General features: G+C 68.7%; 23 protein-coding genes and 3 tRNA genes. 3 read left to right on the top strand and 23 right to left on the bottom strand.

Annotated features, from left to right (window positions below; all coding sequences use genetic code 11):
- Positions 1-30: 30 nt before the first annotated feature.
- The 11 genes from OO71_RS19340 to rplJ all read right to left on the bottom strand — a co-directional run bounded on the left by OO71_RS19340 (position 31) and on the right by rplJ (position 11,214).
- The gene (locus tag OO71_RS19340; RefSeq protein WP_033291168.1) at positions 31-1,293 is read right to left on the bottom strand and encodes an MCE family protein; all 1,263 of its coding nucleotides are present in this window, start codon (positions 1,291-1,293) and stop codon (positions 31-33) included.
- Positions 1,293-2,513, bottom strand: a complete 1,221-nt coding sequence (locus tag OO71_RS19335) for an MCE family protein (RefSeq protein WP_033291334.1) — start codon at positions 2,511-2,513, stop codon at positions 1,293-1,295. Before OO71_RS19335 ends, OO71_RS19340 begins: the two co-directional genes overlap by 1 nt.
- Before the next feature lie 10 nt (positions 2,514-2,523).
- The gene (locus OO71_RS19330; RefSeq protein WP_033291167.1) at positions 2,524-3,702 is read right to left on the bottom strand and encodes an MCE family protein; all 1,179 of its coding nucleotides are present in this window, start codon (positions 3,700-3,702) and stop codon (positions 2,524-2,526) included.
- Positions 3,699-4,685: an MCE family protein gene (locus OO71_RS19325; RefSeq protein ID WP_033291166.1), complete on the bottom strand. Its 987-nt coding sequence runs from the start codon at positions 4,683-4,685 to the stop codon at positions 3,699-3,701. The genes OO71_RS19330 and OO71_RS19325 overlap by 4 nt, the downstream gene beginning before the upstream one ends.
- Positions 4,685-5,710, bottom strand: coding sequence for an MCE family protein (locus tag OO71_RS19320; RefSeq protein WP_033291165.1), 1,026 nt, complete (start codon positions 5,708-5,710; stop codon positions 4,685-4,687). Before OO71_RS19320 ends, OO71_RS19325 begins: the two co-directional genes overlap by 1 nt.
- Complete coding sequence (locus OO71_RS19315; RefSeq protein ID WP_033291164.1) at positions 5,707-7,038, bottom strand: MCE family protein; 1,332 nt, start codon at positions 7,036-7,038, stop codon at positions 5,707-5,709. The genes OO71_RS19320 and OO71_RS19315 overlap by 4 nt, the downstream gene beginning before the upstream one ends.
- The gene (locus OO71_RS19310; RefSeq protein WP_033291163.1) at positions 7,035-7,871 is read right to left on the bottom strand and encodes an MlaE family ABC transporter permease; all 837 of its coding nucleotides are present in this window, start codon (positions 7,869-7,871) and stop codon (positions 7,035-7,037) included. Before OO71_RS19310 ends, OO71_RS19315 begins: the two co-directional genes overlap by 4 nt.
- 3 nt (positions 7,872-7,874) lie before the next feature.
- Positions 7,875-8,627 (bottom strand): MlaE family ABC transporter permease, encoded by a 753-nt coding sequence (locus OO71_RS19305; RefSeq protein WP_051165981.1) that lies wholly within the window; start codon positions 8,625-8,627, stop codon positions 7,875-7,877.
- A 32-nt stretch (positions 8,628-8,659) separates the two neighbouring features.
- On the bottom strand, positions 8,660-9,841 hold the full coding sequence (locus tag OO71_RS19300) for an ABC transporter ATP-binding protein (RefSeq protein ID WP_033291161.1): 1,182 nt from the start codon (positions 9,839-9,841) through the stop codon (positions 8,660-8,662).
- 383 nt (positions 9,842-10,224) lie between these two features.
- Positions 10,225-10,611, bottom strand: a complete 387-nt coding sequence (gene rplL / locus OO71_RS19295; protein ID WP_033291160.1) for a 50S ribosomal protein L7/L12 — start codon at positions 10,609-10,611, stop codon at positions 10,225-10,227.
- Positions 10,612-10,659: 48 nt separating this feature from the next.
- Entirely contained in the window at positions 10,660-11,214 is a 555-nt protein-coding gene (gene rplJ / locus OO71_RS19290) for a 50S ribosomal protein L10 (RefSeq protein ID WP_033291159.1), read from the bottom strand.
- Positions 11,215-11,727: 513 nt separating this feature from the next.
- Here rplJ and OO71_RS19285 point away from each other — a divergent pair.
- Entirely contained in the window at positions 11,728-12,642 is a 915-nt protein-coding gene (locus OO71_RS19285) for a hypothetical protein (protein WP_033291333.1), read from the top strand.
- On the opposite strand, the gene OO71_RS19280 is transcribed toward OO71_RS19285, so the two are convergent.
- The 6 genes from OO71_RS19280 to OO71_RS19255 all read right to left on the bottom strand — a co-directional run bounded on the left by OO71_RS19280 (position 12,643) and on the right by OO71_RS19255 (position 16,385).
- On the bottom strand, positions 12,643-13,452 hold the full coding sequence (locus tag OO71_RS19280; protein WP_033291158.1) for an alpha/beta fold hydrolase: 810 nt from the start codon (positions 13,450-13,452) through the stop codon (positions 12,643-12,645).
- A gap of 69 nt (positions 13,453-13,521) precedes the next feature.
- Complete coding sequence (gene rplA / locus OO71_RS19275; RefSeq protein WP_033291157.1) at positions 13,522-14,241, bottom strand: 50S ribosomal protein L1; 720 nt, start codon at positions 14,239-14,241, stop codon at positions 13,522-13,524.
- Positions 14,242-14,460: 219 nt separating this feature from the next.
- Entirely contained in the window at positions 14,461-14,895 is a 435-nt protein-coding gene (rplK, locus tag OO71_RS19270; RefSeq protein WP_009072206.1) for a 50S ribosomal protein L11, read from the bottom strand.
- An 82-nt stretch (positions 14,896-14,977) separates the two neighbouring features.
- Positions 14,978-15,790 carry a transcription termination/antitermination protein NusG gene (gene nusG / locus OO71_RS19265; RefSeq protein ID WP_033291156.1) on the bottom strand — a complete coding sequence of 271 codons (813 nt, stop codon included), beginning with the start codon at positions 15,788-15,790 and terminating at the stop codon, positions 14,978-14,980.
- Positions 15,791-15,845: 55 nt separating this feature from the next.
- Positions 15,846-16,280 carry a preprotein translocase subunit SecE gene (gene secE / locus OO71_RS19260; protein ID WP_162186084.1) on the bottom strand — a complete coding sequence of 145 codons (435 nt, stop codon included), beginning with the start codon at positions 16,278-16,280 and terminating at the stop codon, positions 15,846-15,848.
- A gap of 32 nt (positions 16,281-16,312) precedes the next feature.
- Positions 16,313-16,385 (bottom strand) — tRNA-Trp (locus OO71_RS19255).
- Positions 16,386-16,795: 410 nt separating this feature from the next.
- Between OO71_RS19255 and OO71_RS19250 the strand changes: the two genes are divergently transcribed.
- Together OO71_RS19250 and OO71_RS19245 are read left to right on the top strand one after the other, a co-directional pair.
- Positions 16,796-17,701, top strand: coding sequence for a TIGR03619 family F420-dependent LLM class oxidoreductase (locus OO71_RS19250; protein ID WP_033291154.1), 906 nt, complete (start codon positions 16,796-16,798; stop codon positions 17,699-17,701).
- Between the two features lie 51 nt (positions 17,702-17,752).
- The gene (locus tag OO71_RS19245) at positions 17,753-18,658 is read left to right on the top strand and encodes an SGNH/GDSL hydrolase family protein (protein ID WP_033291153.1); all 906 of its coding nucleotides are present in this window, start codon (positions 17,753-17,755) and stop codon (positions 18,656-18,658) included.
- A gap of 111 nt (positions 18,659-18,769) precedes the next feature.
- On the opposite strand, the gene OO71_RS19240 is transcribed toward OO71_RS19245, so the two are convergent.
- The 6 genes from OO71_RS19240 to OO71_RS19215 all read right to left on the bottom strand — a co-directional run bounded on the left by OO71_RS19240 (position 18,770) and on the right by OO71_RS19215 (position 22,919).
- On the bottom strand, positions 18,770-19,168 hold the full coding sequence (locus OO71_RS19240; protein ID WP_033291152.1) for a MaoC family dehydratase: 399 nt from the start codon (positions 19,166-19,168) through the stop codon (positions 18,770-18,772).
- A complete protein-coding gene (locus OO71_RS19235) occupies positions 19,165-19,614 on the bottom strand; it encodes a MaoC family dehydratase N-terminal domain-containing protein (RefSeq protein ID WP_084145033.1) in 450 nt (149 codons plus the stop codon). Before OO71_RS19235 ends, OO71_RS19240 begins: the two co-directional genes overlap by 4 nt.
- A gap of 113 nt (positions 19,615-19,727) precedes the next feature.
- Positions 19,728-19,892 carry a 50S ribosomal protein L33 gene (gene rpmG / locus OO71_RS19230; RefSeq protein WP_005152047.1) on the bottom strand — a complete coding sequence of 55 codons (165 nt, stop codon included), beginning with the start codon at positions 19,890-19,892 and terminating at the stop codon, positions 19,728-19,730.
- A 49-nt stretch (positions 19,893-19,941) separates the two neighbouring features.
- Positions 19,942-20,014: transfer RNA gene (locus OO71_RS19225), tRNA-Met, on the bottom strand.
- A 131-nt stretch (positions 20,015-20,145) separates the two neighbouring features.
- A tRNA-Thr gene (locus OO71_RS19220) sits at positions 20,146-20,218 on the bottom strand.
- 79 nt (positions 20,219-20,297) lie between these two features.
- The gene (locus OO71_RS19215) at positions 20,298-22,919 is read right to left on the bottom strand and encodes an EAL domain-containing protein (protein ID WP_033291150.1); all 2,622 of its coding nucleotides are present in this window, start codon (positions 22,917-22,919) and stop codon (positions 20,298-20,300) included.
- Positions 22,920-22,951 lie beyond the last annotated feature (32 nt).

Below are 22,951 nucleotides of genomic sequence, written 5' to 3'. Positions count from 1 at the left end.
CCAGAGTAGGTAACGGTCATCAAATCCCGGTCAGCCGACCCCGAGCAGGGCGCCGAGGCTGTTCAGCGACACTCCGGGGCTGCCGACGACACCCGGTACCTGGGCGTCGCGCTGCTCCTGCAGCTGCTGTGCCGGGCGGTCCCGGTTGGCCGCCACGTCCTGCTGCGACGGCTGCACCGGCACCCCGTTGAACGGCGCGTTCTGCGAACCGCGGACGTTGATCGGGCTGCCCTTCGGCTCCGCGCAGTACACCTTGTCGTTCTCCGGGCGCACCGACGTGTCGGACCCCGGCCGGTACTGGCTGTACGGCAGGTAGCCCTTGGTGCACGACGGCGGGTTGAACAGGTTCAGCACCAGCCCCAGGTGCGCGGTCCCGTCGCCGGGTGCCACCGACGGCGCCGCGGCGGCCAGCGCCGGGTACGTCACCAGGCCCTGTTCGAGGCCGTCCAGCCGGGTCACGGTGAGGTTGGCGGTGGTCAGCAGGTTCGCCGTCAGTGCGCCGAGGCCGGGCCCGGTTTCGTTGACGACCTGGGTGATCTGGTCGGCCACCTGCGGGGTGATGCCGATCAGCTTGCGCAGGTCGCCGTCGGAGTTCTTCAGCGTTCCGGTGAGCTGGTTGAGGCTCTTCGAGAACGACGCGAAGTTCGACGCCTGGTCGTTCTGCGTGTCCAGTACCTTGCCGCCGGCCTGCAGCAGCTGCACGGTCTGCGGCAGGTACTGCTGGGCGGTGCCGGTGAAACTGCGTGCGGTGTCGAGCAGTTTCTGCAGGTCGCCGCCGGTGCCGCGGAAGGCGTCGTAGGACTCGTCGACGACCTTGCGCAGCGAGTCGGTCGGCACCGACGCGGCCAGCGAATCGAGGTCGGCCAGCAGCCGGTCGGTGGTGACCGGGGTGGTCGTCTTCGCGGCCGGGATCACCGAACCGGCCCGCAGGTACGGACCCTGGTCGTTCTTCGGCCGCAGGTCCACGTACTGCTCGCCCACCGCGGACCGGTTCGCGACCACCGCGTCCAGGTTCGCGGGCACCTGCGGCGCCTTCGGGTCGATGTTCAGGTCCGCCTCGAGCCCGGTGTGGGTGAGCCGCAGCTGCCCGACCCGGCCGATGTTGAAGCCCCGGTACGTGACCTCGGCGTTGGTGAAGATCCCGCCCGACTCGTTGAGCTGCAGCTTCACCGTGTACCCGCTGGTGCCGAACACCGTGCCGAGCCCGGCGAACCGCACGAGCGCGTACCCGATGGCCAGCACCGAGATCAAGGCGAACACGATCAGCTGGATTTTCGTCCTGCGCAGCAACATCAGCCCGCACCTCCGGAAAGCACCCCGAACAGGCCGGACAACCCGCTCTGCGACGGCTGCCCGCCGCCCTGGCCGCCGGTCGAGCTCGGCGCCTGCTGGGCAGGCGCCCCGCCCAGCCCGGGAATCGGCAGCGGCGGCGGCTGGTTGGGTTGCGTGCCCTCGACCCCGCCGGTGAGACCGGGCACCGGCACGAGGCCGTTCAACGGGTTCTGCCTGCTGCGGCCGAGGTTGTCGATGACGTCCTTGAGGTTCAGGTCGATCTTGGCGAAGAGGTTGAAGTAGTCGCCCTTGACGTCGTTGTAGGCCTGGTCGGTGAAGGGGTACGTCAGCAGGATCTCCAGCGCCTTCGGCAGGTCGCTGCCCGCCTCGCCGAGCTTCTGCAGCGTCGGCGTGAGCGCCTTGAGGTCGGCCACCAGGTCCGCCTTGCTCCGGTTCACCGTGTCGGTGGCGACGCCGGACAGGTTGTTGAGCGCGTTCAGCATCGTCATCAGCTGGCCGCGCTGCTGCTCCAGCACCCCGAGCCCGGGCCCGAGATTGTCGACCGCGCCGACCAGCTTGTCCTTCTGATCCTTGAGCGTCATCGACAGCCGGTTGAGCCCGTCGAGTGCGCGGGTGATGTTCGCCGACTGCCGGTCGAGGTTCGTCACCAGCTGGTTCGCGTTGTCCAGCAACGCCTTGAGGTCCGGTTCGCGCCCGGCCGTCGCGTTGTTGAGCTCCTTGGTGATGGTGTTCAGCTGGTCCACGCCGCCGCCGTTGAGCAGCAGCGACAGCGCGCCGAGCACTTCCTCCACCTCGACGTCACGGCCGGTGCGCGCAAGCGGGATGGTCGCCCCGCTCGCGAGCTGCCCGGTGGCCTCGGCGGGCCCGGGTGACGCCAGCTCCACGTACTTCTCGCCGAGCAGGCTCGACTGCTTCACGTTGGCCATCGCGTTGGCAGGCAGCTTGACGTCGCCGTTGACCTCCACGGTCACCTCGGCGTGCCAGCCGTCCGGCGTCAGGCCGATCTCCTTGACCTGGCCCACCGGCACCTCGTTGACCTTCACTCCCGACTGCGGCACCAGGTCCAGCACGTCCTTGAACTGGATCTTCAGCGTGTACGGGTGATCGCCGAGGTCGGCGCCACCGGGCAGCGGCACGTCGTAGATGCCGCTGAACCCGCAGCCGCTCAGCACCAGCGCGGACACCGTGGTGACCGCACCGGCGGCGGCGAGCTTCGTCAGTCGCTTCACGTCAGCTCCCCGTCCCGTAGACCTGGCCCTGCAAGGGGAGCGGCAGCGGCGGCAGCTTGCCCGCCTGCATTGCCTGCAGCACCTGCGCGGTGGACGGCAACGGCACCAGCCCGTCGACCACCCCGGCAATGCCGTCGCACGCGTTGCCGAGCAACTGCTTGGTCGCGCTGGTCTGCTTGAGCAGGCTGCAGACCATGACCAGCGGCGGCTGGGTGAGCTCGTTGAGGTTCGGCCGCGCGTCGAGCGTGCCGGACGACCCGTTGTAGACACCGACGATGTTGGACAGCGCGACCGGCGCGACGTCGAGGATCTCGGCGAGCGAGCTGCGCTGGTCCACCAGCACCTTGGTGACGCTCGCCAGTTTGTCCACATTGGACTTCAACCGGCCGCGGTTGCGCTCGATGAAGCCCTGCACCGTCTGCAGCGTGGTACCCAGCTGCTGCACGGTCGCGGCGAGATTGTCCTTCTCCCCCGCCAGGAATCCGCTCACCTGGGCGAGCTGGGTCTCGAACTGGCGCACCTGCCCGTCGCTGTTCGCGAGCGTCTGGGAGAACCGGCCGAGGTTCTGCACGGTCTGGAAGAGGTCGTCCTTGTTCCCGGCCAGCGTGCCGGACGCCTGCCCGAGCTTCGTGATCGTGTCGTGCAGGGCCTTGCCGTTGCCGTCGAGGTTCTTGGCCGCGGTGTTCAGCAGGTCCGACAGCGAGCCGTTCTTGTTGGCACCATTGGGACCCAGCGTCTCGCTGACCCGGGCGAGGCTGGCGGCGAGCTGGTCCACCTCGAGCGGGACCTCGGTGCGGTCGAGCGGGATGGTCGCGCCGTCGGCGATCTGCGGGCCGCCGGTGTACGCCGGGGCGAGCTGGATGTACCGGTCACTCACCAGCGAGGGCGCGACGATCAGCGCCTTCGCGTCGGCGGGCACCGCCACCGAGCGGTCGTACTCGACGTCCACCCGTACCTGGTTGCCCATCGGCTGGACCTTGGTGACCCGGCCCATGTCCACGCCGAGCATGCGCACGCTGTTGCCCTCGTACAGGCCGACGGCGCCGGAGAAGTACGCGGTGAGGTGGTTGCGGTTGGCATCCTTGAGGGTCCACCACAAGCCGCCCGCGACCACGAGGGCGAGCACGATCGCGATCGTGACGCCACGCGTGAGCGACTGGCCGAAGCGGGTGCTGGTCATTTGGAGTAACACCCCTCCGGGTTGAGCGGGCCGACCGAAGGAAGGACCAGGCCGCAGATGTAGTTGTCGAACCAGTGCCCGGTGCCGATGGTGTTGTTGAAGACCCGGATGAACGGCGCGAACTTCTGGATGCCCAGTGCCAGCGAATCCTGGTTGCGCTGCAGCATCGAGGTGAGCTGGTCGAGCTGGGTGAGCACCGGGTCGAGCTGCTTGTCGTTGTCGTCCACCAGGCCCTGCAGCTGCGTGGCGAGCTGCCGCGAACCGTCGAGCAGCGCGCTGATCGCCTGCTCCCGCTTGGTGATCTCGGCCAGCAGCTGGTTTCCGTCGGTGAGCAGCTTCTGCACCTCGGCGTCGCGGTCGACCAGGGTCTGTGACACCTCACGCGTGTTGGCCAGCAGGTTCGCGAGCTGCGAATCGCGCTTCGCGATGGTGTCCGACAGTTTCGACAGCCCGGACAACGCACCCTTGACGTCCTGCGGCGTGTTGGCGAACGTCTGGGTGATCGCGTCGAAGCTCTTGGCCAGCTGGTTGGTGTCGATCGCGTCGACCGTCTGCGACAGCCCGCGGAACGCGTCGAGCACGTCGTAGGGCGACATCGTGCGGTCCCGCGGGATCGGCGCGTCCGGGTTGAGCGTGCCGTTGCCCTGCGGGCCGAGCGCCAGGTACTTCTGGCCCAGCAACGTCTTGATCTTGATGGCCGCCGTCGTCTTGTCGCCCAGCCAGGCGTCCTTGACCTTGAACGACACCTTGACGCTGGCGCCGTCCAGCTTGATCGAGGACACCTTGCCGACCTTGACCCCGGCAATGCGCACGTCGTTGTCCTTCTGCAGCCCGGCCGCTTCGGAGAAAGCCGCGCTGTACGTGGTGCCGCCACCGATCACCGGCAGGTCGTCGGAGTTGAGTGCGGCGATGAGACCGAGCCCGAGCACCGCGATGCCGACGAGCGCGATCGGGATCGGATTGCGTTTCTGGAAGGACTTCATCACTTGCACCTCTCGCGGTTCGCCGGTGCGAGCGTGAAGTCGGTCGGCGGCAGGATCCCCGGCAGGCCCACGGTGCCGGTCACCTCACACGAGTAGAAGTTGAACCACGAGCCGTAGTCCGCGGTCCGCGTGAGTGCGCTGACCTTCTTCGGCATGAACTGGATGAAGTGCTCCACCAGTGGCTCGTTCTGGTTGAGGTTCGCGGTGAGCTTGCCGAGCGCGTTGATGTCGTCCTTGAGCGGCTGGCGCGCGTCGGCGAGCAGGCCGGCGGTGGTGTTCGCGAGGTTGCCGAGCCCCTCGATCGCGTCGCCGATCGGCTTGCGGTCCGCGGCGAGGCCGGACACCAGCTGCTGCAGCTTCACGATCAGGTCGTTCAGCTGTGGCGTGTGCTGGTTGACCGTGTCGAGCACCGAGTTGAGGTTGTCGATCAGCTCGCCGATCACCTGGTCCTTGTTCGCGATCGTGGTGGCCAGCGACGCGGTGTGCGACAGCAGGCTTTCCACGGTGCCGCCCTCGCCCTGCAGGACCTGGATGACCTCGTACGACAGCTTGTTCACGTCATCCGGGTTGAGCGCGATGAAGAGCGGTTTGAACCCGTTGAACAGCTCGGTGAGGTCCAGCGCGGGCGTGGTGCGCTCGAGCGGGATGTTGCCGCCCGCGGGCAGCAGCGCGCCGCTGTGGTCGGTGCCCTCGCCGAGCGAGACGTAGCGCTGGCCGACCAGGTTGCGGAACTTGATCTGCGCGGTGACCCCGGCGGGCAGCTTGCGCCCGGAGTCGACCTCGAAGTCCACCTGCGCCTGCCGCTTGTCGACGATCTTCACGTCCTTGACCTGGCCGACGCGGACGCCGGCAATGCGCACGTCGTCGTTCGGCAGCACCAGCGTCGCGTCGGTGAACCGCGCCGAGTACTCGTTGGTGCTGGACGTGTTGATGTTCGCGATGCTGATGCCGAGCACCGTGGTGAACAGCACCGTGATCACCACGAAGATCAGCAGTTTGACCAGCGGTGCGACGAGTCCCCTCACTTGACGGTCACCTCCGCACCCCGGTAGAGCGGCCCGACGAGGAGTGATCCCCAGCCGGGGAACCGGTCCTGCGACATCCCGAGCTCAGGGCTGACCAGCGCGGCGAGGAAGTCGTTCTCCGCCGCGGAGTTGGCCGGGTTGCCGCCGCCCGCGCCGCCACCGTTGAAGCCGCCCGCGTCCGCGGTGAAGTTGGCCGGGTTCAGGCCCTGGCCCGACGACTTCGGCGGCGGCGTGTGCTTCGTACCGTCCTTGAACGGACCGTCCGGCGGTTCCTGCGGGAACGGGTCCGGCGCCGGGTTGAGGTCGTAGCAGCGCGGACCGCGCTTGTCCTCGAACCGCGGTTCCTCGCCCGGCTGGTACGGCCCGCGGTTCACGACCACCTCGATGGTCGCGTTCAGGCCCGGCTTGCCGTTGAACTTGCCCAGCGCCGCGTCCGCGACCGGCACGACCTTCGCCATCTGCTTGAGCACGCACGGGTACTCGGGCGAGTACTTGGCCAGCAGCTCGGCAGTCGGCCGGGCAGTGCTCGCGAGGCTGATGATGTTCTGCTTGTTGGCTTCCAGGAACGACTGCAGGTCCCGCGACGCGACCGTGAGGCTGCCGTACAGGTTCGAGAGGTTCTGCTGTTCGGAGGCGACCGTGCGAGTGGTCGTGCTGAGATTGTCCAGGCTCTGCACCAGATCCGGCGCCGCACCGCGCAGGTGGTCGGAGAACTCCGCGAGCGCCTGGAGGTTGTGCTGCAGCTCCGGCTCGTGCGGATTCAGGTCGCCGATGTACTGGCCCAGCTGCGACAACGTCTCCCCGAGCGGTTTGCCCCGGTCCTGCAGCGCGGTGGAGATCGCGGTGAGCGTGCTCGACAGCTTCTGCGGCTGCACCGCCTGCAGCACCGGCATCAGGTGTTCGAGTGCCTGCTCCAGCTCGACCGCACTCGACGTGCGGTCCTGCGGGATCACGTCGCCGTCGGCGAGCGTGCGGGTGGACGGGTCCGGCGGGATCTGCAGCGACACATAACGTTCGCCGAAGAGCGTCTTCGGCAGGAACCGCGCGGACACGTTCTGCGGGATGAGCTTCGCCGACTCCGGGTCCATCGCGAGCGTGAGCTCGGCGCCGTCCGGGGTCGCCTTGATCTCCTGCACCGAACCGACGATGAGCCCACGCACCTTGACGTCGGACTGCTGGAGCAGCTGGTTGCCGATGCTGCCTGCATCGAGCTTCACGGTGACGAACTTGCTGAAGGCCTTGTCGTACAAGGCAATGCTCAGCGCGATCCCGCCGACGAGCACCGCCACCAGCAGCAGGCCCAGCAACCTTCGCCGGAGTGTCGTCATCCCGCGATCCTCACCGTGACGTCGGTTCCCCAGATGGCGAAACCGATGAAGAAGTTCACGATCGAAACCGTGACGATGGAAAGCCGCACCGCGCGCCCCACGGCCACGCCCACCCCGGCCGGGCCGCCGGACGCCCGGTACCCGAAGTAACAGTGCGAAAGAATGATCAGGACACTGAAGATCAGCACCTTGATGAACGAATAGAGCACGTCTTGCGGTGGTAAGAACAGGTCGAAGTAATGGTCGTAGGTACCCGCGGACTGTCCGTAGATGTAGATAACGACCAGCCGCGACGCGAGATACGAGCTGAGCAGGCCGATCACGTACAGCGGGATCACCGCGACGAACCCGGCGATGATCCGCGTGGTCACCAGGTACGGCAGGCTCGGCACGCCCATCACCTCGAGCGCGTCGATCTCCTCGGAGATCCGCATGGCGCCCAGCTGCGCGGTGAACCCGGCGCCGACGGTCGCGGACAGCGCCAGCCCGGCCACCAGCGGGGCGATTTCGCGGGTGTTGAAGAACGCGGTGAGGAAACCGGTGAACGCCGAGGTGCCGATCGAGTTCAGCGCGGAGTAACCCTGCAGGCCGACGAGGACACCGGTGAAGAGCGTCAGGCCGACCATCACGCCGACCGTGCCGCCGATGACCGCGAGCGAACCGGACCCGAAGCTCACCTCGGCCAGCAGCCGCAGCACTTCCTTGGTGTAGCGGCGCAGCGTGCGCGGCGTCCACAGCAAGGCCCGGCCGTAGAACGACATCTGGTCGCCGAGCGTGTCCAGCGTCTCGAGCGGCCGGTTGGCGATCCGCTTCGCCCCCGCGAGGAACGTCATGGGTCAGTCCAGCTTTCCTGGCACGAGCTGCAGGTAGATCAGCGTGATCACGAAGTTCACGACGAAGAGCAGCAGGAACGTGATGACCACCGACTGGTTCACCGCGTCGCCGACGCCCTTCGGGCCGCCGCTCGGGTGCAGGCCCCGGTAGGCGGCCACGACCGCGGCGATGAAGCCGAAGATGAGCGCCTTGATCTCGCCGACCCACAGGTCGGGCAGCTGGGCGAGCGCGGAGAAGCTGGACAGGTACGCACCCGGGGTCCCGCCCTGGAGCACGACGTTGAAGAAGTAGCCGCCGAGCACGCCGATGACGCTGACCATGCCGTTGAGCAGCAGCGCGACCAGCATCATGGCGAGCGTGCGCGGCACGATCAGGCGCTGGACCGCGGAGACCCCCAGCACCTCCATCGCGTCGATTTCCTCGCGGATGGTGCGCGCGCCGATGTCCGCACAGACCGCGCTACCGCCCGCGCCGGCCACGAGCAGCGCGGTGACCAGCGGGCTGGCCTGCTGCACGGTGGCGAGCACCGAACCGGCGCCGGTGTAGGACTGCGCGCCGAGCTGCCGGGCCAGCGCGCCGAACTGCAGCGAAATCACCGCGCCGAACGGGATGGCGACCAGCGCGGTCGGCAGGATCGTGACGCTCGCGACGAACCAGGCCTGCTGGATGAACTCCCGGAACTGGAACGGGCGCTGGAAGATGCCGCGGATGATGTCGAGACCGAGCGCGAACAGGTTCCCGGTCTCCCGCAGCATGCCGTAGCCGGGGATCTTCGCCGAGGTCGCAGTCACGCGCCACCCTGCCCGTGCCGGGGCGGCCTGCGGTCCGCGGCACCCGGGATGCGGGCGATCTGGTCCGCGGGCAGCTGGCCCTGATGCTGGTCGGGCACCGGACCCGGCACGTCGACCGGCGGCAGCTGCTGGGTGTCCCCGGGGCCGGTCCGGTGGTGGAAGGCGGCCGGGTTGGGGCGCACGTTGTAGTACCGCTGCTGCTCCGGCGTGAGGGATTCGATGATCCCCTCCTGCGCGTTCGGCGGGAGCGTGTGCAGGATCCGCATGACCCGGTCCATCCGCCGCTTGGCCCCGGCCCGCTCCGGTACCCCGGGGCTGACCTGCATCTGCGGGACGACGCCGCGGACGTCCTCGTTGAGCACGTCGCCGTGGCCCGCCTCGGCCTCGGCCTGCTCGCGGGCCATCTGGGCGCTGTCCTTCTCCTCGGACATGCCGATCGGGCCGAGCTTGCGGCCGTTGAGGAACTGCTCGACGACGGGTTCGTCGCTGGTCAGCAGCACCTCGCGGGGGCCGAACATGACGAGTTCCTTGCGGAAGAGCATGCCGAGGTTGTCCGGCACCGTGCGGGCGAGGTTGATGTTGTGCGACACGATGAGGAACGTCGCGTCGATCTGGGCGTTGACGTCGAGGAAGAGCTGCGAGATGTAGGTGGTGCGGACCGGGTCGAGGCCCGAGTCGGGCTCGTCGACGAGGATGATCTCCGGGTCAAGCACCAGCGCGCGGGCGAGGCCGGCACGCTTGCGCATCCCGCCGGAGATCTCGCCGGGCAGCTTCTTCTCCGCCCCGGCCAGACCGGTGATCTCGAGCTTCTCGAGCACGATCCGGCGGATCTCGGTCTCGGACTTCTTGGTGTGCTCGCGAAGCGGGAACGCGACGTTGTCGTAGAGGTTCATCGAGCCGAACAGCGCACCGTCCTGGAACAGCACGCCGAAAAGCTTGCGGATCTCGTACAGCTTGTGCTCGGAGCAGGTGACGATGTCGACGCCGTTGATGACGCAGCGGCCGCGGTCGGGCTTGAGCAGGCCGATCATGGACTTGAGGAACACGGACTTGCCGGTTCCGGACGGGCCGAGCATGGCCGACACCTCACCGGGCGGAAGGGTCAGCGTCACATCCCGCCAGATGGTCTGCCTGCCGAAGGACTTGGTGAGACCTTCGATGACCACCTCGGCACCCATCGCACCTCCAGGAGCTGTTCCGCATCGTCGCGCACCGCCGCCCCGCACCTCGCGGCAGGCGCGGAGCCCCGCGTCAACCAGGTGCAACGAGCTGAGGGCGAACAGGTTACTCACCAGTTTTGTTCGTCGGCGAGCGCGTGTCCCCCTCACCCGATAGGGATCAAGTACGGCGACCGCTGGCAGCACGGTAATGCACGCCACCCCCGCGCGCAGAGCAAGACGGCCGAAGGGTCGTCACACGGTCGGGGTAACCAGGGCAAACCCGGCATCCACGCGTCGGCCTGGCCGCCTCTCCCTGGTTCGAACAGATGGTCGGGGACGGCAAAGGGGGCGGGCATCCGGGTGGATGCCCGCCCCCTTCGAGGTGGTGCGTCAGGCGCTGATCACTTGATGGCGATCTTGGCGCCGGCGGCCTCGAGCTTCTCCTTGGCGGCCTCGGCGGCCTCCTTGTCGACCTTCTCCAGGAGCGCCTTGGGAGCGGCCTCGACCAGCTCCTTGGCCTCCTTCAGGCCCAGGCCCGAGACGACCTCGCGGACGACCTTGATGACCTGGATCTTCTTGTCGCCTGCCGACTCGAGGACGACGTCGAACTCGTCCTGCTCGGCAGCGGCCTCGGCGGGCGCGGCACCCGGGGCGGCGGCCACGACGGCGGCCGGGGCGGCGGCGGTGACGTCGAAGGTGTCCTCGAACTCCTTCACGAACTCGGACAGCTCAAGAAGGGTGAGCTCCTTGAAGGCGTCGATCAGCTCGGCGGTGCTCAGCTTCGCCATGATGGCTTCCTCTCAAAAAAACGAACTAGGCGTTCGGGGTGGGGTGGTTCAGCTCTCGGCGGGTGCTTCGGCTGCTTCGGTACCGGTGGCAGTGCGCTGCTTCTCCTCCAGCGCGGCAGCCAGGCGGGCGACCTGGGACGCCGGCGCCTGGAACAGCGCGGCGGCCTGGGACAGCTTCGCCTTGAACGCGCCCGCCGCCTTGGCGAGCAGCACCTCACGGCTGTCGAGATCGGCGATCTTGGAGATCTCGTCCACGGACAGCGCTTTGCCGTCCATGTAGCCGCCCTTGATGACAAGCGCGTTGTGTTCCTTCGCGAACTCGCGAAGGGCCTTCGCGGCGTCGACCGGCTCACCCTGCACGAAGGCGATCGCGGTCGGCCCCACGAACAGGTCCTCGAGCCCCTGAACGCCGGCGTCCTCGGCGGCACGCTTGACGAGGGTGTTCTTCGCGACCCGGTACTTGGCACTGGTGCCGAGAGCGCGGCGCAGCTGGGACAGCTGAGTCACGGAGAGGCCGGTGTACTCGGTAACGACGGTGGCCGAGCTGCTGCGGAAACTCTCCGCGATCTCGGCGACGGCCGCCACCTTGTCGGGCTTCGCCATGGGTCGCCTCCTCTCTTGGCTAGTGTCACCACTGGCTCTGTCGATGCGAAGGCGCCCTTGAAACGACAAAACGCCCACGCGCAGCAAGGCGCGGGGCGTTGTGAAGGCCTCGTTCCTCCTGCGCAGGCCGTCCGCCATCTCGCGGAACCTTCGCTCCCTCGGTTGACCCGGGGGAGAACCAGCGGTCTTCGGTAGAACCGCCGACCAGCATACGGGAGGGTTCCCGGGGGTTCGCCGGGACCCCCTGACTGAGCTGCGGGAACCGGGGGTGTCTCGGGATTTGCCGGGGGAACGGGCATCATTGGTGACGTGGCGGAACAGCGTGATCACGGAAAGCCGGAAGTGCCTCCTTCTCCCGGCCCGGCAGATTCGGCACCGGCACCCGGTTCGCAGGCTGCCGGTGCTCAGCCACCCGCCTTGCCGCAGCCTGGCGGTTCCCAGCCGCACTCCTCGAACCTTCCGCAGCCCGGCGGGGCCGACACTTCCCAGCCGAACCCGTCGCAGGTCCCGGGTTTGCCGCACTCCTCGAACCTGCCGCAGCCGGTCAATCCCCCGCCCCCGAATCTGCCGCAACCGGCCGCGAACGGGTCACCCGAGCAGGTCCCCCCGCTGGATCCCGAGCAGCTGCGGCAGTTCCAGGAGTTCCAGCGGTTCCAGGAGTACCTCCGCTTCACCCAGGCCCAGCAAGGCACCGAACCGGCCCCGACCCCCGACGGCGGTCTGGTCCCCGCGGGATCCCGCCAGCCGCAGCCGCTGGCAGGCGGGCAACCACCGGCGCCCCCGAACCAGCCCGGCGCCCTGGCCCCTTACGAAGACCGCCCCCGCAAGCCGGTCCCCCGCTGGGTGAAACGCCTCGGCGGCAAGATCCTGGGCTGGGTACTGGTGCTGGTCCTCCTCTACCTGGGCGGAAACTGGCTGTACCACAAGATCTTCCCCAGCGACGACGGCAAAACCTCGGAACAGGTCGCCGCCGAGGGGGGCGGCAAGCTCAACACCAACCAGCTCCTGCCCACCTCCTCGCCTTACGAGGCGGTCCGGGGTGTCTACGACGGCATCGCCCAGCACGGTCCCGGGATCAAGGACATGGTCGCCCACGTCTGCGGGCGCTTCGACGAAGCCACGCAGGTGAAGTTCGCGAAAGACACCGGCTTCGCGGACTGCCCGGCAGCCGTCGCAGGCATTCACCAGATCCTCGAACAGCGGCCTCGGGCGGTCAACGACTACGCGGAGTCCATTCCCAAGCAGTCGACGTGGCCTCCCGGCCCGTCAGTGGTGGTGAAGTCCTGCGACTTCGCGATCAGCGGTGGGCCCCCGCTCGGCACCTTCACCGTTAGTCAGCTCCCCAGCGGTCAGTGGCTGATCACCGGTCACTCGGGGGGTCTGAACGCATGCCCGTCCGCGCCACCGACCACCTCCGGCACGCCCTGATCAAGCAGGGGAACTGATCGGCAACCGGGTCTCCCCCGTGTCCGAGTAGGCGAAGAAATCCACCAAAGCCGCCGCGAATGCCGGGTGGGCCACTGCCTCCATGTGGTTCCCCGGGACCCGCACCAGCCGCGCTCCCGCGATGCCGGCGGCGAGGCGTTCCGGCTGGGTCGCCAGTTCGTCCGACTCCCCCGCCAGGATCAGGGTGGCTGCGGTCAGGTCGAACAGTCTCATCGGGCCGTGTGGGAGCGCCTGCATGACCGCGGCCAAGGCCGTGACGTCGGCTCCGGCGCGGCGGGCCAAGCGGCGGAACGGGCGCGCCGCGGGTGGGACGTCCGCGCGGTTCTCGGCCAGCAAACCCTCGGCGAGTTGCGCCCGGTTGACCACTCGCGCGTCCACGCCGCCGAAGTCGACGATTCCCGCACCCACTCCGCCGACTGCCAGGCAGCGCACCCGGCGGTCACGCGTAGCCACCAGCAGCGAGACGATCGCGCCCATCGAATAGCCCGCCAGGCATACCTCGTCGAGGCCCAGTTCGTCGAACAGCGCCGACACGTCCGACGCCATCACGTCCTCGCCGTACGCCGCCGGGTCGTGTGGTTTCTCCGAGGCGCCGTGTCCGCGTGCGTCGAGTGCGATGACCGTGAAACCTGCCTTGACCAGCGCGTCCACCACTCCGGGGCCGACCCAGTTCACCTGGCTGTCGGCCGCGAACCCGTGCTGCAGCACGACCGGGCGCCGGTGCCGGCCGGTCCCCTCCCACACCGTGTAGCTCAGCTGGAGCCCGTCGGGGGCGGTGAACGTCGTCGGCATGCTTCCATGAGACACGAAAAAAGGGTGGTCACGCACAAAGCGTGACCACCCTTTCGCGTGATGTGCGACTCAGACCGCCGCGTCCTCGGCAAGGAGGTTGCGGGTACGAGCCGGGTCGACCGGGATGCCCGGGCCCATCGTCGTGGTGAAGGTGATCTTCTTGACGTAGCGGCCCTTCGCCGACGACGGCTTCGCCCGCAGGATCTCGTCCAGCGCGGCCGCGTAGTTCTCCACCAGCTTCTCGGTGTCGAACGACGCCTTGCCGATCACCAGGTGCAGGTTGGCCTGCTTGTCGACACGGAAGTTGATCTTGCCGCCCTTGATGTCCTTCACGGCCTTCTCGACCGCGGGGGTCACCGTGCCGGTCTTCGGGTTCGGCATGAGGCCGCGCGGGCCGAGGATGCGGGCGATACGGCCCACCTTGGCCATCTGGTCCGGCGTCGCGATCGCGGCGTCGAAGTCGAGCCAGCCACCCTGGATGCGCTCGATCAGTTCGTCGGTGCCGACCGCGTCCGCGCCGGCGGCCTCGGCCTCGGCGGCCTTGTCGCCGACGGCGAAGACGATGACGCGGGCGGTCTTACCGGTGCCGTGCGGCAGGTTCACGGTGCCGCGGACCATCTGGTCAGCCTTGCGCGGGTCGACCCCGAGACGCATCGCCACCTCGACGGTCGCGTCCATCTTGGTCTTCGAGGTCTCCTTCGCGAGCTTCGCGGCCTCGAGCGGCGCGTACAGCCGCGTCTTGTCGATCAGCTCGGAGGCCTGGCGGTAGGCCTTGCTGTGCTTGGTCATGCTTCTGTCCTTAGGTCTGGTGGATCAGTGTGGTGACGAGCCAGCACCGGCTCTCCCACTGTGTTTAATTGCCGCTGTGTTTGATTGCCGCGACTTCGTCGGCGGCGGAGAAATCGCCTTCATCCGGTTTCTTCCCTCCCGATTCGCTCGGCCCTGGGGGCCGATCGAATCGCTCAGTCCAGAAACCGGGGCGATTTCTCGGTCGGGGCACGTTGAGATTTAACCCTCGACCGTGATGCCCATTGAGCGGGCGGTGCCTGCGATGATTTTTGCGGCCTGGTCGATGTCGTGGGCGTTGAGGTCGGTTTCCTTGGTCTTCGCGATCTCGCGGACCTGGTCCCACGTGACCTTGGCGACCTTGGTCTTGTGCGGCTCGCCGGAGCCCTTCTCCACGCCTGCGGCCTTCAGCAGCAGCTTGGCGGCCGGCGGCGTCTTCAGCTTGAAGTCGAACGACCGGTCCTCATACACGGAGATCTCGACCGGGACGACGTCCCCGCGCTGCGACTCCGTCGCGGCGTTGTAGGCCTTGCAGAACTCCATGATGTTGACGCCGTGCTGACCCAGCGCCGGGCCGACCGGCGGCGCGGGGTTGGCCGCACCCGCCTTGATCTGCAGCTTGATGATCGCCGCAAGCTTCTTCTTCTTGGGTGGCATTACCTTGTGTCCTTCTTGACTGACGAGAGTCCCCCGCACACCTGCCAGTACGCGGGGACTGCCGACCGGGATGGCCCGGCCGTCAGATCTTGGAGACCTGGCTGAACGAGAGCTCGACCGGGGTCTCCCGGCCGAAGATCGACACCAGGACCTTCAGCTTCTGCCCGTCGACGTTGACCTCGGAGATCGTGGCGGGCAGCGTGGCGAACGGGCCGTCCATGACGGTGACCGACTCGCCGACCTCGAAGTCGACCTCGACGGCGGGTCCACCGGCAGAACCCGACGCGGCAGCCTCGCCGCCCTTCGCGGTCTTGGCCGGGGCTTCCTTCTCGACCTGCGGCGCGAGGAACTTGAGCACCTCGTCCACGGTCAGCGGCGACGGACGCGACGTGGCACCGACGAACCCGGTGACGCCCGGCGTGTTGCGCACCGCGCTCCACGAGGCGTCGTTGAGATCCATCCGGACCAGGATGTAGCCGGGCAGCACCTTGCGCTGCACCTGCTTGCGCTGGCCGTTCTTGATCTCGGTGACCTCTTCGGTCGGGACCTCGATCTGGAAGATGTAGTCCTCGACGTCCAGCGTCGTGGTCCGGGTCTCGAGGTTGGTCTTGACCTTGTTCTCGTACCCGGCGTAGGAGTGCACCACGTACCACTCGCCCGGCGCGGCCTGCAGTTCGGCCCGCAGCGCGGCGACCGGGTCGTCCGCCTCGGCCTCGGGCTCGGTGACGTCGTCGTCCGCGGAGTCGGTGGCGGCTTCGTCGACCTCGTCCGCGGCGGCGGGCACGTCGACGGGCTCGAGGTGAGCGGACTCCTCGTCGCCGAGTGCCGTCTGCACCTGCTCGTCGGAAAGCTCGGTCAGGTCGCGACCGGCTCCTGTGCCGTTGTCGGAGGTCACGTTCCGTCCTCTCAGTTGATCACGTGCCGGGCCGGGTGGCGGGCCCCGTGCGGGCTCAGCCGAAGACCAGCCCGACGAGCGCCTTGAAGCCGAAGTCGAGGCCGCTCACGAGGGCCACCATGAACACCACGAACACCAGTACGACCGCGGTGTAGGTGACCATCTGCTTGCGGTTCGGCCAGATGACCTTGCGCAGTTCCGCCCAGACCTCGCGGACGAACCGCATGAGCCGGGCGAACACCGAGGCCTTCTTCGGCTTCCGGTCCCGTTTGGGGGTGGGCGTGCCCTTGGTGTCGGCGGGCTTCGCGACCTTGTCGCCCGCCTTGCCGGACGGCCGGGTGGACCCCGGTCGTGCCTCGGACTTGCCTGCCGGCCGAGCGGAAGCGCGGCGTTCGCGCCGAGCCGCGGCGGACACCGGGCGGGACTCGACCCCGGGCTTCTTGCCCGACTCGTCCTGCTCGTTCGCGCCGCTGGCGTCGCTGTCGCTCACGACCACTCCTCCGCTCCACCAGTTCCCGTACGCAGGGGTGACAGGACTTGAACCTGCAACCTGCGGTTTTGGAGACCGCTGCTCTGCCAATTGAGCTACACCCCTGTGGAGCCCGGTCTCCCGGGCTCCCGCGGACGCATTCCATCGTCCCCACCATCCGGCGGGGATGACCGTAGTGCGTTCCGAGATCCGAAGTCTACGGCAAGCCGGATGGCCGCCCGCAACCGCGCCCCCTCGACCGCCGGGCCGGGCCGCTTCGGGCAGCCGGGCAATCGAGCGGCAACTGTCACCCGATCGTGCCACTATGAGCGCATGCACCGGTTCCCGATTAATCGCGAAACCGTCGGCCGCCTGGCCAGGGCCGCCGGACCGGTGCCGTACCCACCCCGCAGGATGCGTTACCCGGCAAGCGAAACCGTCTCCGCCGCCCCGGATTTCCCCATGGGTGCAGCGAGACGGTCTCCCCGGCCGGTGGTCCCCCCTTGCCCGGCAAGCGAATTGATCGAGGAGACCTGGTGACCGCGTTACGACTCGGACTCGCCCTGCCGCAGTACGGCAAGCTCGCCGACCCCTCCGCCGTCGCCGGATTCGCCGCCGCGGCGGAGGACCTGGGTTTCGCGTCGCTGTGGGTCGGCGACCGCGTGCTCACCCCGATCGCGCCGCAGACCTACTACCCGGGTGGTGGGACACCCGAGCGGCCGTACCCGCCGGACTTCGTCCACTTCGTCGACCCGTTCGTGGCCCTCACCGCGGCCGCCGGTGCGACGAAAACCGCGCGGCTCGGGTCGAGCACGCTCAACGGCCCGCTCTACTCCCCGGTGCTGCTGGCCAGGTCTCTGACCTCGCTGGACGTGCTGTCCGGCGGCCGCCTCGACGTCGGGCTCGGCCTGGGCTGGCTGCGTGACGAGTACACCGCGACCGGCGTGCCTTGGGAGTCCCGCGGGGCGCAGCTGACCGAGCTGATCGGGGTACTGCGGAAGTTCTGGACGGCCGATCCGGTCGGCCACCGCAGCGACCGCTGGGAGGTCCCGGACTCGCTGGTCGGGCTGCGTCCGGTGCAGCAGCCCGGACCGCCGGTGCTGCTGGGCGGGATGTCGGAACCGGCGCTGCGGCGGATCGGCCGGATCGCCGACGGCTGGCTGCCCGGCGGGCTGCCGGTGCCGGTGCTGCGCCGGTTGTGGACGGTGGTCACCGAGGCGGCCGAGCAGGCGGGCCGGGACCCGGGGGCGCTGCGGCGGGTCCTGCGGATCAACCCGGCGCCGGGTTCGGCGGCCGCCACGATCGAGGACGTCGCGACCCAGCTCAAGGCGGCCGAGGCCGAAGGGTTCACCGAAGCGCTGGTCGACCTGCATTACCTGGCCGAAACCGGGCCGCACGCGCTGGAGCTGGCGGGCGAACTGCACGCTGCCGTGCACCGGTGATCACCCGGAAGCCGGTCGTCTGCGGCGCGCCGGGCCGGTAGAAACGGTCCGGTGGCGGCCAAAAAAGGCGGATGTGGATTGCTGGTGCTGGTGGTCGCCGGAGCGTTGCTCGCGGTCGGCTATTACCAGGCGAAGCACAATTCGTCGGCCGCGCCGCCGGCGGGCGCGGACACCGGCGGCGGCACCGGGCGGTACGTCGCGCTCGGGGATTCGTACACGTCAGCGCCCCGCACCGGCAAGCAGGCAGGCACCCCGGCCGGATGCGCGCGCTCGGACAACAACTACCCGCACGTGGTCGCGGCGAAGCTGAAACCGGCGAAGTTCGTGGACGTCAGCTGCAGCGGCGCGACCACGGCGAACATGACGAGCACCCAGTCCACGCGCAACGGCTCGAACCCGCCGCAGCTCGACGCGGTGACCTCGGACACCACGCTGGTCACCCTGGGAATCGGCGGCAACGACGTCGGCTTCATCGGGCTGGCCCCGGACTGCGCGACGTCACACCGCGACAGTTCGCCGTGCCGCGACCGGCTCACCGCAGGCGGCCACGACGAGCTCGCCGACCGGATCGCGACCACGGCGACCAGCGTCGGCGAGGTACTCGACCGGATACACGAGAAGGCCCCGAAGGCGCGCGTGATCGTGGTCGGCTACCCGGCGGTGCTCCCGGACGGCGACGGCTGCTGGCCGGTGCTCCCGCTGGGTACCGGCGACGTCGCGTACCTGCGAGACGCGCTCGGCAAACTCAACGACGCCCTGTCCGACCAGGCAAAATCCCACTCCGCGGGCTTCGCGGACACGGCCGCGGCCGGCAAGGGCCACGACGTCTGCACCGGGTCGGACACCCGCTGGGTAGAGGGTTTGGTCCCGACGTCGTCGGCCGCGGCCCTGCATCCGAACGCGCGCGGCGAAGCCGGGATGGCGGAGGTCGTGGAGTCCCTCCTCGGGAAACGCTGACCGTCCCGCGGAACCGCACCCCAATGCCACATTCGCTGCATCTGACGCACCCAATGTGGCATTGGGTGCGTCAGATGCACCCAATGCCACATTGGGGCGATCTTCAGCGGGTCAGGGGCGGACCAGGGCCTGTGGCTTCCCCAGCACGGTCTTGCCTTCGAACTTCACCGTGAGGTCGATGCGGGTCAGGCCGTCGTCGGTGGGCGGGCCGACCTTGCCGGTGACCTCGATCAGGGCACCTTCGGTGGAGTCCGGGACGACGACCGGGCGCGTGAAGCGGGTGCTGAAGTCGACGAGACGGGACGGGTCGCCGAGCCAGTCGGTGACGATGCGACCGGCCAGCGCCATCGTGAGCATGCCGTGCGCGATCACGTCCGGGAGGCCGACGCGCGTGGCGAAGCGCTCGTTCCAGTGGATCGGGTTGAAGTCGAGTGAGGCACCGGCGTAGCGGACCAGCTGCTCCCGCGTGACGCGGACCTCCAGCGGAGGCAGTTCGTCGCCGGGGTTCACGCGTCCTCCCCTCGGACCACGAGCTGGGCGCGCGTGGTGCACACGAGTTTCCCGTCCGCGTCGGTGATTTCCGCGCGGAGGTTGATGAAGTCGTTGCCCGCGCGGGACATCACCGAGTCGATCCGCGCCGCGATCTCCAGCTCGTCACCGGCATGTACCGGGCGTTCGTAGCGGAAGCCCTGGTCGCCGTGGACCATCCGCGAGTAGTCGAGCCCGAGCGCCGGGTCCTCGACGATGCCGTTGATCTTCGGCAGGTTGACGATCGTGAGGAACGTCGGCGGCGCGATCACGTCCGGGTGGCCGGCCGCGCGGGCCGCCGCCGGGTCGCGGTAGACCGGGTTGGGGTCACCGATGGCATCGGCGAACTCGCGGATCTTCTCCCGGCTCACGGAGTACGTCCCGGCAGGCGGGTACTCCCGTCCGGCGAACGACTGGTCCAAAGGCACCCGAAGAGGTTAACCGAACCCCGGCGCGCCCCCGCGCGGGTGCCCGGGACGGCGAGAAGCCGCCCCGGCAGGTGCCGGGACGGCTTCTCGAAGCTGGAAAAGAACCGCCGGTGTCAGCGGGTCTCTTTGTGAGTCCGGTGCGTACCGCAGTTCGGGCAGAACTTCTTCATCTCAAGGCGATCCGGGTTGTTGCGCCGGTTCTTCTTGGTGATGTAGTTGCGGTGCTTGCACTCCTCGCACGCCAGCGTGATCTTGGGTCGCACGTCGGTGGCAGCCACAGCGTTTCCTTCTCTCTCAGGTACGGGGGCCAGCCCCGTCGTTACCGCGTAGCGGTGGCCGGACTTGAACCGGCGACACAGCGATTATGAGCCGCTTGCTCTGCCAACTGAGCTACACCGCCCCACACACGCCCACCCGACCGGGGTCCAGGGGGCTCGCCCCCTGGCGGGGGTCTGGGGGTCCGACCCCCAGATGGACGCCGCGAAGCGAGCCCGGTCTGCGCTTTTCGCAGACAAGGCTCGCCCACTCGCGAGCCCCTTTACGGAATCGAACCGTAGACCTTCTCCTTACCATGGAGACGCTCTGCCGACTGAGCTAAAGGGGCCTGCCTCTCGCGAGGACTTGAAAAGGTTAGCAAGGCGGGTCACCCAAGAGTGCAACCGGGGTCGGGTTACCGCAAAACCTCAGGTCAGCAAGGTCAGCACGGTCTCCGAATACCGCCCGGGAGACCGCGCCGTGCGGGCCTGCAGCCAGGCCTCCAGGCGGTCCTCCGGCAGTGGCCGCGAGATGAGATACCCCTGTGCCACGTCACAGCCCATCGCCTCGAGCTGGTCGCGGGCCACGTCCTCCTCGACGCCCTCTGCGACCACCGTCAGCCCCAGCGAGTGGCCCAGCTCCACGATCGACCGCACCACCGCGAGGTCGCCGAGGTCGGTTCCCATGCCCAGCACGAAGCTCTTGTCGATCTTGACCTGGTCCACCGGCAGCTGCCGCAGGTACGCCAGCGACGAGTACCCGGTGCCGAAGTCGTCCACCGCCAGCACGATGCCCAGCGAATGCAGCTCGCGCAGGATCGGCAATGCCTTCTGCGGGTCGGACATCACACCGGATTCGGTGAGTTCGAAGGTGAGCAGCTCGGCCGGGACGTCGAAGCGCTCGAGCTCGCGCTGCACCTTCGCCGGGAAGTCGTCGTCGGCGAGGTTGCGGACCGACAGGTTCACCGCCGCCGAGATCCGCAGGCCCTCGTCGAGCCACTTGCGCACCCGCTTGAGCGACTCCTCCAGCACGAACGACGTCAGCACGCCGATCAGGCCGGCCGCTTCGATCGCAGGGACGAACTCGTCCGGACCCAGCCTGCCGAACTCCGGGTGCACCCAGCGCACGAGCGCCTCGACGCCCTGCACCTGCCGGTTCGGCAGGGTGACCTTCGGCTGGTAGTGCACGGAGACGTGGCCGTCCTCGAGCGACTGCCGGAACTGCGTCACCATCTGGAAACGGCGCAGGAAGATCTGTCCCATGCTCGGCACGTAGCCGCGTACTTCCTCCCCACCGCGGGTGGCGCGCACGGCAACGTCGGCGCGCTGCAGCAGACCGTCGACGTCCACTTCACCGGTGTCGTCCACCGAACTCGCGTACCCGATCATCGCGTTGGCCTCGACCGAAAGCCGGTCGACGGGATACGGCGCCGACAGCTGTACCCGCAGCCGCTCCGCGACCAGGTGTGCGTCGTCGACCGTGCAGTCGACCAGCAGCGCGGCGAAGGACGCGCCTTCGAGCCGGGCGAGCGGGACGTCCGGGCCGAGTGCGTCGCGGATGCGCCGTCCGGCGGCGATCACCATCCGGTCCGCCCACGAGTACCCCAGCGCGTCGCTGACCGTGGAGAAGACGTCGAGGTCGATGCGCAGCGCCACGACCTCCGTCGAATCACGCAGCGGATCACGCGCGACCTGCTGGAAGCCCGGCCGGTTGAGGTGCCCGGTGAGCGGGTCGTGGTACGCGTCGTGCCTAAGCGTGGCGAGCAGCCGCCGGTTGTCGAGTGACGTCGCGAGGTGGCTGGCCATGGTGCCGAGCAGCTGGACGTCGTATTTGCCGAACCCGCGCCAGCGCGACAGCCGGTCGTGCGCCTCGACCACGCCGAGCAGCTGGTTCGCGCTGCGCAGCGGCACCACGAGGGCCTCCTGCGCGCCGCGTTCGAGCAGCGCCGCCCGGACGTCCGGGTTGGCTTCGGTGATCCGGAAATGCCGCACGTGCGCGCCGGGGAGGCGCAGCAGCGGGTCGTCGCCGTTCGGGTCGGCTAGCGGCAGTGCCTCGCCCGCTACCACGACGCGCATCGGGTCGTCGGTCTCCAGCCGCAGCCGCAGTACCACGCGACCGGCGGCGAGCTGGTCCTTGATCCGCTCGGCGATCGTCGCCCATTCCCGCACGTCGACGCCGCCGACGAGTTCTTCGGCCCGGCTCGCCGGACGCGCGGCGGCCTGTTGCCCGGATCGCGCCACCATGAGGCTCACGTCCGACAGCGCCTCCATATCCCGCTGTTCCCGCAACAGATCGGAGTACGCCCAGTACAGCGCGGTCAGGCCGAGGAACACCGCGAGCACCAGCGGCCACGCCTGCGGGGTGTGCGCGATGACCAGGTACCCGGAGAGGCCGACGGAGGCGTTCACGAAACCGACCACGAGGATGCGGCCGGTGAGCCGGATCGCGGTGCTCACCCGCATCCGGCGGCGCAGCACGCGGACGGCGGCCAGCGCCAGCAGCGTGCTGACCAGCGGCGCGGTGAGCGTTCCGGCGAGCGCGGCGACCCACGGCATGCCGGGGCCGCCGCCCATCGCCGTCTGCACCAGCCCGGCGACCGCGAACGCGCCGGTGATTTCGAGCAGGAACGCGCCCGCGTTGTAGAGGACGCGCCCGGACACCTTGCGGGCCAGCAGCGTCCCGATGCCCGCGACCAGGTGGGCGGCGAGCACGACCTCGAACGGGGCGACGAAGAAACCGATTACCAGAGGAATCTCGGTGAACGAGATCGTCCACGAAATGCCGCTGCGCACGTCGACGTTGATGCCGAGCTGCTCGGCGAGCAGGAACGCCAGTGCGAGCACCGGGCCGATCCACCAGAGCTTGGCCGAACCGTCGAACGGCAGCCACGAGCCGACCGCGAGCGCCGCGAGGAGCCCGAGGCCCAGCACGAAGAAGGTGTAGACGCGGAAGCGGCTCTCGTCGCTGCGCCCTTCGGCGGGAGCCGTCGCAGCTGCCCCCTTGCCCATCGGCTCGGTAGCGGTACCGGGATGGGCGTTGCTGTCCGGCATCCGACCTTCCTTCCCGGCTGCCCGGTCGCGCT

Origin of the sequence: Amycolatopsis jejuensis (assembly GCF_000717335.1) — a bacterium.
GTDB classification, from domain to species: domain Bacteria; phylum Actinomycetota; class Actinomycetes; order Mycobacteriales; family Pseudonocardiaceae; genus Amycolatopsis; species Amycolatopsis jejuensis.
This window is presented reverse-complemented; position numbering and strand designations above follow the sequence as displayed.

Bases quoted from the DNA above. Each gene is read 5' to 3' on its own strand.
- rplJ (WP_033291159.1), bottom strand. From the start codon at position 11,214: ATGGCGAAGCCCGACAAGGTGGCGGCCGTCGCCGAGATCGCGGAGAGT.
- rplK (WP_009072206.1), bottom strand. From the start codon at position 14,895: ATGCCACCCAAGAAGAAGAAGCTTGCGGCGATCATCAAGCTGCAGATC.
- OO71_RS19340 (WP_033291168.1), bottom strand. From the start codon at position 1,293: ATGTTGCTGCGCAGGACGAAAATCCAGCTGATCGTGTTCGCCTTGATC.
- OO71_RS19300 (WP_033291161.1), bottom strand. From the start codon at position 9,841: ATGGGTGCCGAGGTGGTCATCGAAGGTCTCACCAAGTCCTTCGGCAGG.
- OO71_RS19305 (WP_051165981.1), bottom strand. From the start codon at position 8,627: ATGCTGCGGGAGACCGGGAACCTGTTCGCGCTCGGTCTCGACATCATC.
- OO71_RS19310 (WP_033291163.1), bottom strand. From the start codon at position 7,871: ATGACGTTCCTCGCGGGGGCGAAGCGGATCGCCAACCGGCCGCTCGAG.
- OO71_RS19215 (WP_033291150.1), bottom strand. From the start codon at position 22,919: ATGCCGGACAGCAACGCCCATCCCGGTACCGCTACCGAGCCGATGGGC.
- OO71_RS19315 (WP_033291164.1), bottom strand. From the start codon at position 7,038: ATGACGACACTCCGGCGAAGGTTGCTGGGCCTGCTGCTGGTGGCGGTG.
- OO71_RS19280 (WP_033291158.1), bottom strand. From the start codon at position 13,452: ATGCCGACGACGTTCACCGCCCCCGACGGGCTCCAGCTGAGCTACACG.
- OO71_RS19325 (WP_033291166.1), bottom strand. From the start codon at position 4,685: ATGAAGTCCTTCCAGAAACGCAATCCGATCCCGATCGCGCTCGTCGGC.
- OO71_RS19330 (WP_033291167.1), bottom strand. From the start codon at position 3,702: ATGACCAGCACCCGCTTCGGCCAGTCGCTCACGCGTGGCGTCACGATC.
- rplL (WP_033291160.1), bottom strand. From the start codon at position 10,611: ATGGCGAAGCTGAGCACCGCCGAGCTGATCGACGCCTTCAAGGAGCTC.
- rplA (WP_033291157.1), bottom strand. From the start codon at position 14,241: ATGACCAAGCACAGCAAGGCCTACCGCCAGGCCTCCGAGCTGATCGAC.